Source organism: Pseudovibrio sp. W64 (assembly GCF_001623145.1).
GTDB lineage: Bacteria > Pseudomonadota > Alphaproteobacteria > Rhizobiales > Stappiaceae > Pseudovibrio.
Genome location: NZ_LMCI01000043.1, coordinates 310,527 through 324,929, shown reverse-complemented (window position 1 = coordinate 324,929; position 14,403 = coordinate 310,527). Strand labels below are relative to the sequence as shown.

Annotated in this window: 8 protein-coding genes and 1 pseudogene; all 9 read left to right on the top strand. The window is 47.8% G+C overall.

From position 1 onward, the window contains the following. Nucleotides 1–441, top strand: a pseudogene (locus PsW64_RS25560) (hypothetical protein); the annotation flags it as partial. Between the two features lie 725 nt (nucleotides 442–1,166). Next, nucleotides 1,167–3,953 (top strand): bifunctional aconitate hydratase 2/2-methylisocitrate dehydratase, encoded by a 2,787-nt coding sequence (locus tag PsW64_RS25555; protein ID WP_063305429.1) that lies wholly within the window; start codon nucleotides 1,167–1,169, stop codon nucleotides 3,951–3,953. Nucleotides 3,954–4,351: 398 nt separating this feature from the next. Continuing rightward, the gene (phnC, locus tag PsW64_RS25550; RefSeq protein WP_063289229.1) at nucleotides 4,352–5,197 is read left to right on the top strand and encodes a phosphonate ABC transporter ATP-binding protein; all 846 of its coding nucleotides are present in this window, start codon (nucleotides 4,352–4,354) and stop codon (nucleotides 5,195–5,197) included. A 40-nt stretch (nucleotides 5,198–5,237) separates the two neighbouring features. Next, nucleotides 5,238–6,164 carry a phosphonate ABC transporter substrate-binding protein gene (phnD, locus tag PsW64_RS25545; RefSeq protein ID WP_063305428.1) on the top strand — a complete coding sequence of 309 codons (927 nt, stop codon included), beginning with the start codon at nucleotides 5,238–5,240 and terminating at the stop codon, nucleotides 6,162–6,164. 95 nt (nucleotides 6,165–6,259) lie between these two features. Then, nucleotides 6,260–7,135: a phosphonate ABC transporter, permease protein PhnE gene (phnE, locus tag PsW64_RS25540; RefSeq protein ID WP_063297570.1), complete on the top strand. Its 876-nt coding sequence runs from the start codon at nucleotides 6,260–6,262 to the stop codon at nucleotides 7,133–7,135. Nucleotides 7,136–7,146: 11 nt separating this feature from the next. After that, complete coding sequence (gene phnE / locus PsW64_RS25535) at nucleotides 7,147–8,511, top strand: phosphonate ABC transporter, permease protein PhnE (protein WP_063305463.1); 1,365 nt, start codon at nucleotides 7,147–7,149, stop codon at nucleotides 8,509–8,511. Nucleotides 8,512–9,274: 763 nt separating this feature from the next. After that, nucleotides 9,275–10,432 carry a porin gene (locus PsW64_RS25530; protein ID WP_063289226.1) on the top strand — a complete coding sequence of 386 codons (1,158 nt, stop codon included), beginning with the start codon at nucleotides 9,275–9,277 and terminating at the stop codon, nucleotides 10,430–10,432. Between the two features lie 610 nt (nucleotides 10,433–11,042). Then, entirely contained in the window at nucleotides 11,043–12,128 is a 1,086-nt protein-coding gene (locus PsW64_RS25525; protein WP_063305427.1) for a porin, read from the top strand. Between the two features lie 867 nt (nucleotides 12,129–12,995). Next, complete coding sequence (locus PsW64_RS25520; RefSeq protein ID WP_063305426.1) at nucleotides 12,996–14,144, top strand: porin; 1,149 nt, start codon at nucleotides 12,996–12,998, stop codon at nucleotides 14,142–14,144. The last annotated feature ends 259 nt before the right edge of the window (nucleotides 14,145–14,403 follow it).

The window sequence follows — 14,403 nt, the reverse complement described above, 5'->3', positions numbered from 1 at the left end:
TTCTATGTCGGGCAAGACGGAATGCACTTCCTCCCTCATGAGGAGCCAGTGATTGAGACATTTGGGGCTGCATCTCTCGAAATTATTGGTAATGATGCAGCTGAAACTCTCGTAGGCGGTGATGGAGCAGACATTATCAACGGAAATGGAGGTAATGATCTGATCACAGGTGGTGCTGGTGATGATCAGCTGAATGGCGGTGAAGGCAGTGACATATTTGTGTTTGCTGCTGGCGATACCGGCCACGATGTCCTTACTGATTTCGATGCAACAGATGTCATTCAGGTTGAAGCCGCATTATTTGTGGACTTCATAGCGATTATGGATGCTGCAGAGATGAGTGATTCAAATACAGTGATCACAATCGACACAGACACTTCGATCACTTTGCAAGGTGTGACACCTGCTGAGCTTCAACCGGATGATTTCCTGTTCATCTAGTCGATGCTGAGAAATCCAAGGCGCTCGCAATCATCAGTTGCGGGCGCTAATTTTTGCTATAACCAGACAGCACTCATTTCCATACGGGTTTCACAGCATAATCGGGTCGTGAGCTACATAACAAATTACATAACAATTGCGTATTTTGAGCAATATGAATTTGATATAAATCGAGTTACTATATTGAAATATAAGAGAAAAAAGGATTTAGACTGAAAGCTCGATTTTTTAACGGACTCTCTCCGTGTCCGTCATCCTCCTTTCTTAAAAATACGAATTTTTGCCGGTTCCCTTCGACTTCTGTTGTTGGTTGGATGATCTCAGTATTTGGTCTACTCCTTATTTAAAGACTACGGGAAGTTTTGCGTGCAATTCGCACTCTTAGGTTTTGCGATGTTTTCGTTATAGGGCTTTTCTTCTTCCAAGCGTCTAAATCGCAGGAATGACCACTCGGGTATCTTTGCCTGTTCCAATATCAATGAATGCAGAGGGAGTGAATAAGCCTCTCGCAGAATTTATTGTTCTGGGTCTGGTGGATAGATAAGCTTGTTAGTGATGCGGGTGGGGTTGGAGTTCTGCAACTGCTGGAAACATCTTGCATGCCAATGTCATTTGGTATACGACCGCATACAACAAACTTGGACCGGTTTGCCAGAGATGGTTTTGACATAGAGTTCAGGATACACCAAACATAAATCGTCTAACACAAATGCGTCGGAATAATCATGAGCTTGTACACTGACTACTTGAATGAGATTGACACTCGAAAAGCCGAGGGTTTGAACCCCAAGCCGATTGAAGATGGCGCACTTGTGAATGAGATCATTTCGCAGATTAAAGATCTCAAGAACGAACACAGAGACGGTTCCCTTAAATTCTTTATCTACAACACCTTGCCAGGCACAACCAGCGCAGCTGGCGAAAAGGCGAAGTTTTTGAAAGAGATCATTCTTGGCGACTCTGTTGTTGAGGAAATTTCTCAGTCCTTTGCTTTTGAACTGCTGTCTCACATGAAGGGTGGCCCCTCTGTTGAGGTTCTTCTTGACTTGGCGCTTAGCGATGACGCGACTGTTGCGCAACAAGCCGCGGATGTCCTTAAAACCCAGGTGTTCCTGTATGAGGCAGATACCGAGCGTTTGAAGGCAGCTTTTGCAGCAGGTAATGCGATTGCAAAAGACATTCTGGAAAGCTATGCAAAGGCTGAGTTCTTCACGAAACTTCCTGATGTAGACGAAGAAATCAAAGTCGTGACCTTCATCGCAGGTGAAGGCGATATCTCAACCGACCTTCTTTCTCCTGGCAATCAGGCACACTCCCGTTCTGACCGTGAACTACACGGCAAGTGCATGATCTCACCTGAAGCACAGGCGGAAATTCAGGAACTGCAGAAAGCAAATCCTGATGCACGCGTGATGCTGATTGCTGAAAAAGGCACCATGGGCGTTGGCTCCTCCCGTATGTCTGGCGTAAACAACGTTGCGCTGTGGGCTGGTAAACAGGCAAGCCCATACGTTCCTTTCGTGAACATTGCGCCGATTGTTGCTGGTACCAACGGCATTTCTCCAATCTTCCTGACCACTGTTGGCGTAACCGGTGGTATCGGGCTTGACCTGAAAAACTGGGTTAAGAAACAAGATGCTGATGGCAACACCGTTCTGGATGGAAATGGTGATCCTGTTCTTGAGCAGACCTACTCAGTTGAGACTGGTAAGGTGCTCACCATCAACACTAAAACCAAGAAGCTTTATGACGGTGATAAAGAGCTGGTTGATGTTTCTTCCGCGTTCACACCTCAAAAAGTTGAGTTTATGAAAGCTGGCGGCTCCTATGCTGTTGTGTTTGGTAAAAAGCTGCAGACTTTTGCATCTGAAACACTTGGCATTGAGCTGAAGTCCGCTTTTGCTCCGGCCAAAGAGATCTCTCATGAAGGTCAGGGCCTGACTGCTGTTGAGAAGATCTTCAACCGCAATGCTGTTGGCGCCACTCCGGGTGCAACTCTGCATGCTGGTTCTGACGTTCGTGTGAAGGTGAACATTGTTGGTTCTCAGGACACCACTGGTCTGATGACCTCACAGGAACTGGAGTCCATGGCGGCAACCGTCATTTCTCCAACTGTTGATGGTGCTTACCAGTCCGGTTGTCACACTGCATCTGTTTGGGATTTGAAAGCGCAGGCTAACATTCCAAAACTCATGAAGTTCATGAACAAGTTTGGCCTGATCACCGCGCGCGATCCAAAAGGCGTCTACCACGCCATGACAGACGTGATCCATAAGGTGTTGAACGACATCACCATTGATGATTGGGCGATCATTATCGGTGGCGATAGCCACACCCGTATGTCCAAAGGCGTTGCGTTTGGTGCAGATTCCGGCACCGTGGCGCTGGCACTGGCAACTGGTGAAGCCACCATGCCGATCCCTGAATCTGTGAAGGTGACTTTCAAAGGCACCATGAAAAACCACATGGATTTCCGCGATGTGGTGCATGCAACACAGTCTCAGATGCTGAAGCAGTTTGGCGATAACGTCTTCCAGGGTCGCATTATTGAGGTTCACATCGGAACCTTGCTTGCTGACCAGGCGTTCACGTTCACTGACTGGACTGCTGAGATGAAGGCAAAAGCTTCCATCTGTATTTCTCAGGATGACACTCTGGTTGAATCACTTGAGATTGCGAAGAGCCGCATTCAGATCATGATCGACAAAGGCATGGAAAATGATGCCAAAGTTCTTCAAGGCCTGATCGATAAAGCAGACAAACGCATTGCAGAAATCAAGTCTGGCGAGAAAGCTGCGCTGACACCTGATGACAACGCGAAGTACTTTGCTGAGGTTGTTGTCGATCTGGACCAGATCGATGAGCCAATGATCGCTGATCCTGACGTAAACAATGATGACGTTTCCAAGCGTTACACCCACGACACCATCCGTCCTGTTTCCTACTACGGTGGTGACAAGAAGGTTGATCTGGGCTTCGTTGGTTCCTGCATGGTGCACAAAGGCGACATGAAGATTGTTGCTCAGATGCTCAAGAACCTTGAGAAAGACGGCGGTAAGGTCGAGTTCAATGCTCCGCTTGTTGTTGCAGCGCCAACCTACAACATTATTGATGAGCTGAAGGCAGAAGGCGACTGGGAGATCTTGCAGAAGTACTCCGGTTTCGAATTCGATGATGCACTGCCAAAAGCAAAAGCACGTACCGAATACGAAAACATTATGTACCTGGAGCGTCCTGGCTGTAACCTTTGCATGGGTAACCAGGAGAAGGCTGCTAAGGGTGATACCGTTCTGGCAACCTCTACCCGCCTGTTCCAGGGCCGTGTGGTAGAAGATTCCTCTGAGAAGAAGGGTGAATCCCTGCTGGCGTCCACTCCGGTTGTTGTTCTTTCCGCAATCCTCGGCAGAACTCCAAACATGGATGAGTACAAGGCAGCAGTGGAAGGCATCGACCTCACCAAGTTCGCCCCACCACTCCAGAAACCTGCTGCTGCGAAGTCAGTTCACTTCTAGGGTCTAATCGCAGGATAGCGGCCTTAGACCTAGCAGCTGGCAAACAGCACTAATTTATATTCGAATGGGCGGTACCTAACAGTACCGCCCATTTGCTTTTTAAATGTCGATGCTTTCAGAAGTTAGGTGTTCAGCCCTACTGAGTATTTAGAGTGCTTAGCGTTCAATCGATGGTTTTTGATTCCCTGAAAAGCAGAGTTTCGACACCTTGGTTTGAAAGCCGGTTGGCTTTTCCTTCTGTCATAGAAACGTAATGTAATGCTCGTTTTGCCAGCTATGTGGGGGAGGTGGGGTGTGACGGTTTTTTGACGGGGTTGCTTTGTAAGTGAGCGTCATTTCGCTGTAACAATCGCGTGTGCCTATTACGTTAAATTTTAATAGGTACCGGGGTTGAGCTCTTGATCCAGTTTGAAAGCGTTAGAAAAGAATTTGGCGCGCATGTTGCTGTCAAAGGGGCGAGCTTCATTGTTGAGAAGCCTCAGATGATCGGCATTATTGGTCGTTCTGGTGCGGGTAAATCCACGTTGCTGCGGATGATCAACAGACTTACCCCGGCAACCGACGGGCGTGTCCTTGTTGATGGTGTTGATGTGCTTGCCTTGCAGGGGGCGTATAAGCGCCGCTGGCAGCGTGATTGCGCGATGATCTTTCAGCAGTTCAACCTGGTTCCTCGCCTTGATGTTTTAACCAACGTTATGTTGGGTCGCCTGAATGCGCATGGAACAGTTTCCAGCATGCTCAAGCTGTTCACTCGTGAAGAGCGGGTTCAGGCTCTGCTGAAACTTGAAAGACTTGGTATTGCTGAAACGGCTTTGAAAAGGGCGGAAAATCTTTCTGGTGGTCAGCAACAGCGTGTTGCGATTGCTCGTGCTCTTATGCAGGAACCGAAAATGCTTTTGGCCGATGAGCCGATTGCTTCGCTGGATCCGATGAATGCGCAGGTGGTGATGGACGCTCTTAAGGCGATCAACACGGAAGATGGCCTGACAGTTATTTGTAATCTCCATACTCTTGATACTGCCCGTAATTACTGTGACCGCGTGATTGGCATGCGTGATGGTGAGATTGTTTTTGATGGGAAACCGGATGAGCTTTCTACCGCAGTAGCCCGTGAGATCTACGGTGCTGACGACAGTTTTGAGGAGGGGATGACCTCAACTTCTCTGGGTAGCGAAGGTGCAAAAATCGCTGCCCTGGAACTGGCGAAAGGCGATGCTTCGCCTGTTGTCTCTGCTGCCGAATAGCAGCGGGTTTAGATTTATATTCTGATATTGGAGTGCTCTGATGAAAATCATCGGTAAAGTCGCTGCAGCTCTTGCTGTTAGCACAACCCTTCTTGCTGCGCCTATGGCTCTGGCTGAAGAGAAAATCACTGAATTCCGCATTGGTATTCTTGGTGGTGAGAATGAGGCGGATCGTCTTCGTTCCAACCAGTGTCTGGTTGACCGTTTTGAAAAGCTGCTGGGTGTTCCTGTCAAGCTTTTCCCGGCAGCTGATTATGCTGGCACTATTGAAGGCCTGAAGGGTGGTAACCTGGATTATGCCGAGCTTGGCGCTTCCGGTTACTCTGCTGTTTACCTGTCAGCTCCTGATGCAGTTGAGCCAGTGCTGACCACCAAGCAGACAGATGGCGCAACAGGCTATTATTCTGTTTTGGTTGCTCGTGCAGATTCTGGCATTGAAACGCTGGAAGACATGAAGGGCAAGCGGATGGGCTTTGCTGACCCTAACTCCACCTCCGGTTATCTGGTTCCTTCTGTTGCGTTTGACGATATGGGCCTGAACTTGAAAGAGTACTTTGCCTCTATGCAGTTCTCTGGTGGACACGAGCAGAACGTTCTTGCCGTTTTGAATGGCGATGTTGACGGCGGTGTCACCTGGGCATCTGGTGTTGGTGAATGGGAAGAGGGCTACACCTCTGGTAACCTGCGTAAGATGGTAGATAAAGGCATGGTTGATATGTCTGATCTGGTTCAGGTCTGGCAGTCTCCGCTGATCCCTAATGGTCCGCTTGTTGTACGTAAGTCGCTTCCATCCGACGTAAAGCAGAAGGTTGTTGCCTCGTTGAAGTCTATGGTGACTGATAACACCGAGTGCTTCTACTCCGCACAGGGTGGTGAGTACGCTGACTTTGTGGAAGTGAACCACGATTTTTACAAGACCATTGTTGAAGCGCGTCGCCGTAAGATCGAAGCAAAAAAAGCTAACTAATTCTCAGAGTAGTAAAGGGGCGCGGATCTGACCGCGCCCTTTCTTTATGGGGGCCGTGGTGGCTCTCATCATTTCCCTGTTTGGAGGATGTTGAAGTGGCCGCTCATCTGGCGCTTGCCGAAGCTTCCCGTCTGGCCGAGATTTCTCAGGCCTATGAGCGTGTTGCCCGGCGCCGAACGCTATATACTCTTTCTCTGCTCGGCCTTTGTGTCCTGAGCATCTTCGGTGGCTTGTTTGTTGCGGACCAAGCAAATTCTGGTGGCTTTTGGACCGGCTTGGGTAAATTCTTTGATTATCCGGCTGAGTTGTTCATTGGTGCTTATGAGGAAGGGCTGGTTGGGCTCTTCGCACTTGTTCTTCAATATCTTCCGTACTTAATCGAGACCGTCAACATCGCCTTGGTCTCAACTCTTCTGGCATTCTTTCTGGGTGGGGCGCTGAGTTTCGTTGCCAGCCGTAACTTGGTGAGCAATCGGCTTGCCGTTGCTGCGATGCGCCGGGTGATGGATATTTTTCGCGCATTTCCAGAGATTGTGATTGCGCTGTTGCTGGTTCTGATTTTTGGGCCAAGTCCGGTTGCAGCTGTGATTGCGGTGACAACGCATACAATTGGTGCACTCGCTAAGCAGTTTTCTGAGGTGAATGAGAACTGTGACCTGAAGGCTGCTGAAGGCATTCGCAGTGTAGGTGGCAACTGGTTGGAGCAAATTCGCTTCGGCATTCTGCCTCAGGTGCTTCCGAACTTTTTGTCTTACACGCTGCTTCGGCTGGAAGTGAATGTGCGGGCCTCTGCGATCCTTGGGTTTGTTGGGGCTGGAGGTCTTGGTGCTGAGTTGAAGATGGTTGTCGATTGGAACTATGGAGCTGACATTCTTGTCATCATTTTCATGCTGGTTCTTTCAATTACGTCCATCGATTACCTCAGTGGCTGGATGCGACAAAAACTTATTGGTCAGACGGGGCAAGTTTGATGGAGCGTTCTATGACAGATATTAGTGCCTTGCGTGGGACGTCGCATCATGAAGAGCAACGACTGGAGGAGCTGTATCCCGGTGTTCTCGGGCTGGATTTGAAAAAACGCTTGCTTGGTCCGGTGCTGTCGCTGTTGGTTGTTGTTTATTTGGCTCTCTGCTTTTTCGCGTTTGATGTTCCGGGCGTGATGGAGAAGGCTCGTGGGGACATGGCTCAACTGTTTGCACTGGATGCTTATGCCCACAAGGTGCATGCAAAGTATCAGTTCAAGAAGGCTGATCAGGGATTTGTTGTTAGCCTGGAGGGCAACAGACGGGCTATATATAAAGAGCAGCCAGATTGGATTGAGCAATCACGTGGGCAATCCTCCATTCTGCTCGGTGAAGATGGGGTGCTTCATTTTGCAGATGATGTGGTGACTTACACTCATCCAGAGTTTGATGAGCCTTTTACATTCAAAGTTGGAGATGGGGTTCCGCAGTTTATTGGTGGAGCGGAGGCTGACTGGCTGAAGGTCTCGAAAACCCAGGTTAATGCGCGACCCTCTTTATATACACGTATCTGGCTGACAAAGAGCAAAGTTGAGGTGCATCGCTATTTCGTTGGGTGGGAGAACTTCTGGTTTGACTTTGACAGCAAGCTGAACGGGCTGAGTGCTGGTCAGCTGATGTCCCTGGCGTTCTCTTCGGAAAGACTGGATCCTGATGTTTCCAACCTGCGCTTTATGTTCAATGAGTTTTGGATGAACAGTGAGTGGCAGCATGGGGAGGTTTATTTCGCATTGCTGCAAACTCTCATCATGGCCGTGGTCGGTACCTTGATTGCGGGTATTCTAGCATTGCCGCTTGCGTTTGCTGCTGCTGCGAATGTTAATCCGGTGAGGCTAGCGCGAACAGGCGTGCGCCGGTTCTTCGATTTCCTACGCGGGGTCGATATGCTTATCTGGTCGCTCATCTTTATACGGGCGTTCGGACTTGGGCCGCTCTCCGGGATTTTTGCGATCTTCTTCACTGATACGGGTACTTTCGGCAAGTTGTTCTCTGAGGCGATTGAGAATGCAGATAAGAAACAGGCGGAAGGCGTGCAAGCAACGGGAGCTTCTCCGGTTCAGAAATACCGGTTCGGGCTGTTTCCGCAAATCCTACCTCTCTTTATATCTCAGATGCTTTATTATCTGGAGAGCAATACACGCAGTGCCACTGTGATTGGGGCATTGGGAGCAGGGGGAATAGGCCTAAAGCTTATAGAGACTATGCGAACCAGACAGGATTGGGAGAACACTCTCTACCTGATCTTTCTGATCATTGTGGTGGTGATGATGATGGATCAACTCTCAGGATGGTTACGTCGCAAACTCATTGAAGGCCAAGCCTAGGACAAAACACTCAGTTTTATGGAGGAGGGCAGTTACTCAAGTGGCTGCCCTCTTTGTTTTTTGGTAGGCAGTCAGTTGTCCTTCGGGTGAAAAATGCTCGCTGAGGTGGATTTGTCCACATCGTGTAGACTGCAAAAGTTAATGCGTTTTAGGCTGATAAATCGCAGTGATCCTATGTGAATTTAGTTAACTTATTGATTTATATGTATTTTTCTTGGTTGTGTGGAACTAGTGTATTTAACATCAAAAATATTTATGTATTATTATTTGTTGTTTGTGTTGATGTATTCTTGCAGTCAGTTGCAGCTGACTTGGAAGGAAAGAGCTTTGAGATAGTAGGTTTTTGACTGAATAAGTGATGATTTATGTTTGGTTTTCTTAAGTTATACCGGCCCGGTCTCAACACCTCTCCAGTAACTCGGAACATAACAATAAATTATGGGTTTAATCTTCGCTTTTGCTTTGAAATGGTTTGTTTCTAGTGCGTGTTGCCGTTCCTGGTTCGGCTTATCTCCCCTAAATTCCCTGTGTTATTTGTGCCACATCGTATTTCGATGACTTTCAAACTTCATTTGAATTATTGATTAAAAACTAAAGATCACAAATATTGATGTTGTGAACAGCGCGGGGCGCACTTACCGGTGCCCGCTGAATAAAGTGATGTTTCAAACATTGCTTTGATCAGGATGCGCAAGTGGGGAGCCAGAGTGGTCAGGGATCGACATGTGGTCGAGCTGCTCTGGTTTTAAAGAAAGTTAGAATTATGAATTTCAAGGCTATAGCAATCGCAGCAGCTGCTGCTGCCGCTGCAACTTCCGTTCAGGCTGCTGATCTTCCAGCTGACATCGCACCAGTAGATTACGTTCGCATCAACGATGCATACGGTGCAGGTTTCTTCGTACTGCCAGGCACTGAAACTGCAATCAAAATCGGCGGCCGTGTTCGTGTTGAAGCACGCTTTACAGACCTGCTGGACGATGAAGATTACAGCAGAGAAGACAACAACCACAACTTCCGTTCCCGTGCGAACCTGCGTATTGATACCCGTACACAGTCTGAGCTGGGTCTGATCCGTACATACATGGATTTCCAGTACACTTCTAATTCCGACTCGCGTGATTCTGCAGGTGTTAAACTGGACAAGGGTTATGTTCAGATTGGTGGCTTCACTTTCGGTCTTGCAACTTCTGCATTCGATCTTTGGACTGGCGAACTGGCTTCCAACCTGTTTGATCGTCACCTGGCTGATGACACCGTATGGCAGGCATCCTACACCCACGCATTGGGTAATGGCCTGACGATTGCTGCGTCTATTGAAGACAACGCTGACCGCGAGCAGGGTGTATTCGTTGGTACTGACGATCTGAATAAAGCGGGCAACACCCTTCCTTCCTTCGTTGCGAAGGTTCTGTTGAATCAAGGGTGGGGCTATGCTGGTCTTTCTGGTGCTGTAACCAAAGTTGATACATCAGTTGGTCGTGACTCCTCTGAAGTTGGATACGCTGTTGCCGGTGCTGTTGGTTTCAATCTAGACATGATTGCTCCTGGTGACGTGATTAATTTCCAGGCTGCTTATGCAGATGGTGCTATGGCTTATGTTGGTGCTGAAGGCGATGTCGCAGACGCAGTCCTTGACGCTGATGGTGACATTGAAACCAATAAAGCTTGGTCTGTTGCTGGTGGTTATATGCACAATTGGACAAGTGAACTGTCTTCAGGTGTAGAAGCTTCCTACCTAGATGTTGAAGCTGGTGCTGGCGATGCTGACTTCAATCAGGTTGTTGTAGCTGGTACTCTTGAGTACCGTCCAGTTTCCGGTCTGCTGTTCTCTGCTGGCGCTGGTTGGAAGCAGGATGATGTCGATGGTGCATCTAAAGAAGATGCGGGTGTCTTAAACTTCCGCGTACAGCGTTCTTTCTAAGGCTGACTTAAGCCTTAGACCTTCATTGGACTTTCAATAATCCTGATTTTCCAATGTCTCTCATTCCCGGTGGTGTCCAAAACCACCGGGTTCCTCTGTTTGAGGCTATGTGTATGCGGGCACTCTTGCCTATTTCTATTTTGAATTTGCATATTAAATTTTAGTCGGCATTTTAATCCCCAGTGCGTAGTTTTTTGCGCGCGTTCAGGGGAATTACGTTCGTCTAGCAGTTAAATGTACCGACCTAGATGCGTTGTGATATTGTTTATATAATACTATTCAATGGTTTAGAGAAAATTAGAACGACTATGATCTGTGATGTCTGAGTTGAGTGCATCGGGCATCCATAGAAGCTGTTGTGTCAAAAAAAACACACTACTTTAACGTGGTGATGTTTCTCCCCTTTCAAACTACTAGGTTGATATTGCGATCTTCCATCTCGTCGGGCATCAATATGTCCATCGACGCGGTCGAGCCGATTGAATGCTTTGCCAAATTATGGCGAGCCTCTCTGGTTCTCGTGTCGCAGGGAAAAGAGGAAATGTGAGCTGCTCCAAACAGGTCACACCAGTTTCTTCTTTCTATTGAGAGACATTGGAAGGTCAGGATTATGAACGTTAAAACTCTTGCACTCGCTGCAGCAGCTGCTGCAGTTGCAACTTCATCTCAGGCAGCAGATCTGCCAGTAGCAGCTGAACCAGTTGACTACGTACAGGCATGTGATGCATTTGGCGCAGGCTTCTTTAAGCTGCCAGGCAAAGACACTTGCATCAAGCTCGGCGGTCGTATTCGTGCACAGGTTGTATCTGGCAATCTTTCTGCTGACAAAGGCGATCGTGATGACAAGAACAAGTCTAATGATGGTGATGAGTACGATGCATACGCAAAAGGCTATCTGTACTTCACTTCAATGACCAACTCTGAAATTGGTACAATCAAAACCTACACAGAGTTGACCGCTAAATGGTCTGATGACACCACTGACGAAGAAATCGAAGCTGGTGATGTATACCTGCAGCTCGGAACTAATTACGGTTCATTCCTGGTTGGTCGTACAGCTTCCTTGTTCGACTCCTTCACCGGTTACACATACATTGGTCCTGTAGACACAGATCTTTCTGATGACTCTGCTCTTCAGGTTCAGTTCACTGCTGACCTCGGAAATGGTGTAACTGCATCTGTTGCAGCTCAGGACTCCACTTACCGCAGTGGTGAAGAGAATGCAGCGGACCTCCTCGGCGCACTTCAGGTATCTCAGGGTTGGGGTTCCTTCAAACTGGCTGGCGTTCTGCATGACCGTGCAGGTCACGATGATTACGGCTATGGTGTAGGTGCAACTGCAGTATTCAACCTCGACATGCTGAAAGAAGGTACTGAAGTTACTTTCCAGGCTCAGTATGCGGATGAAGCAGGTAAGTACATCGATGTTACTGATGCAGACGCTACCGGTTACTCACTGGCTGCTGGTTTCCAGACTTCCCTGACCGACACAGTTTCCACGCAGCTGGATATGTCTTACCTGGCGCTGGATGATGACAACGATTCTACACGCTTTGCTGTGAACGGATCTGTTGCATATGCTCCAGTTGCAGGCCTGGTGTTTGCTGTTGCTGCTGGTTGGGAACAGGCAGATGCTGACAATGTTAAAGCTACCGACATCTCTAAAGTTGGTGCTCGTGTACAGTACACCTTCTAATTTGGTGTGAAAATTTAACAGCTTTACTGCTGTTTGATTTTGAGCCTCGGTGACTTCGGTTGCCGGGGCTTTTTTGTTGTCTATGAGGAAGAGGGCAAGCGTAGCGAATGACTTCGGACATCTTCGCTAAATTTGATTAGTCCTGAAGTGTGGAGCTAAGCTCTATTGGGGTGTTGGGCGTGGGGCTAGGACTTTATGTTGCGTGAATGTTTCGCGGTCAATGATGCTTATACTCCAATAGAAGCATTAGGCTCGATTGCCTTGCCTGATCCTTCGAATGGCGAATGGCGGCGAATAAGCTGTTATCAAAGCAGCCTGGACAAGATAAACTGCCCATCCTTGATATTGTTTTTCTAAATTGCCTAATTCTACGATATCTTTATTCACACAGAGTGACTGTATGTTACTACATACTTAGTTCAGTCGCATCGACGACTCCTACTGATCACGGTTGAGATGCTGATTATATATGATTAATAGGTAAACTATTGATATCAAACAGAAATAATTAATTTTATTATAAGGTGCAGGAACAATGTTTCCCGACATTTAAGAGTTGAATGTCTTATGTGTTAGAGGGTTGCTGCCTGGCTTGCCTATTTCTCGTGTTGTCAAAAAGACACATGTAAAAAATCACAAGTATAAATAGGCAAGTTAGTGCTCTGAATAGGCTTGCCTAAAACTCCTAACATTGTAATTTCTCCTCACGAACCTTCAGGGGGCTTTCTCTTCAAGTAGGCGCTTGAATTGAGGCGGAGGGTTCACGGGGACAGTTCAGACACGTTTGATGACGGTGCTTGCACCTGAATTGCGGTTTGATGATCTGTTTTAAATAAAGTTTAAAATCCATATTATGGGAAGCTTGTGATGAACTTCAAGAAAATCGCTATCGCAGCCGCTGCTGCAGCAGCAGCAACTCCAGCAATGGCTGCTGACCTTCCAGTAGTTGCTGAACCAGTAAACTACGTACAGGCATGTGACGCATTCGGCGCTGGCTACTTCCAGCTGCCAGGTCAAGACACTTGCATTCGCGTTCATGGTCGTATCCGCACCAACTTTACCACTCACGATCTGACTAAAGATTATGAAGCAACAGCTTATGATCCAGACGGAATTCCAGATAATGCAGACGACGTTTCTGCAAATGCTTACGATGCATATGCTCGTGGCTACGTTTACCTCGAGTCTATGACTGACACTGAGTTTGCTTCTATTAAGACCTACACTGAGTTGACTGCAACTTGGAATGACGATGCAAACGACGATGGTGACCAGGGTATTGTTGGCCTAGGTAATGCTTATGTTCAGCTAGGCTTTGATAACGTATCCGTTCTTATCGGTCGTTCAGGTGGAGTATTTGATCCATTCGGTGGTTACTCTGAAATCGGAACAGTTGGCCCAGTTGCAGGTGGTGAAGACGCACTGCAGATTTCTGCAACTGCTGACCTCGGCAATGGTCTGACAGCTTCCTTCGGTGTTCTTGATTCTGATGCATACGGCGGCGCAACCAAAGCAGCTAACTTCGAAGCTGGCCTGTCCATGACACAGGGCATGTATTCTGCATCTGTTTTTGCTGCTGCACACGCTTATGATGCTGACGCTGCTACTACTACTGCGCAGGATGTAGATTACGGTTATGCATTTGCTGCTCAGGTTGAAGCAAATATTTCCGACAGCGTGAAAGTTGGTTTCGGTGCTGCTTATGCTGACTCAGCACTGTCTTACATCGGCGGAGATCGTGACTTCACTCAATTTGCCGACGCTCTTGGTACAACTGGTTACAACCTCGTAGCAGGTGCAGAGTTTGGTCTTTCCGATACTGTGACCGCAGCACTTGACGCATCTTATACTTCTCTTGATGTTTCTGGCTTCGACGCTAGCGTTACTACTGTGAACGCATCTGTAGTTTACGCGCCAGTAGCTGGCCTCAAGTTCGTACTTGACGGTGGTGTTGCTCGTGACTCTGAAGACGGTGAGCTTGCACAAGTTTCTACTCGTGTACAGTACTCCTTCTAAGATCTCTTAGATTGAGGGTCTCGGCGGCGGTGTCGCCGGGACCACTTTATAAAGCCTTGATGTGATACCTGCCACAGACTTGCATGTGCAAGAGGTATAGGAAGGTATTACTTCAAGATTTTATGAGTTTCGGTTTAGCTCAAAACCTTCTAATCTATATCTGGTTGAAGTTCATATATCCTGATCTTTCAATCAGTCTCTCAGGCCCGGCGGTTCCAACCCGCCGGGCTTTCCCATTTGTGCGTGGTACTTAAGTTTT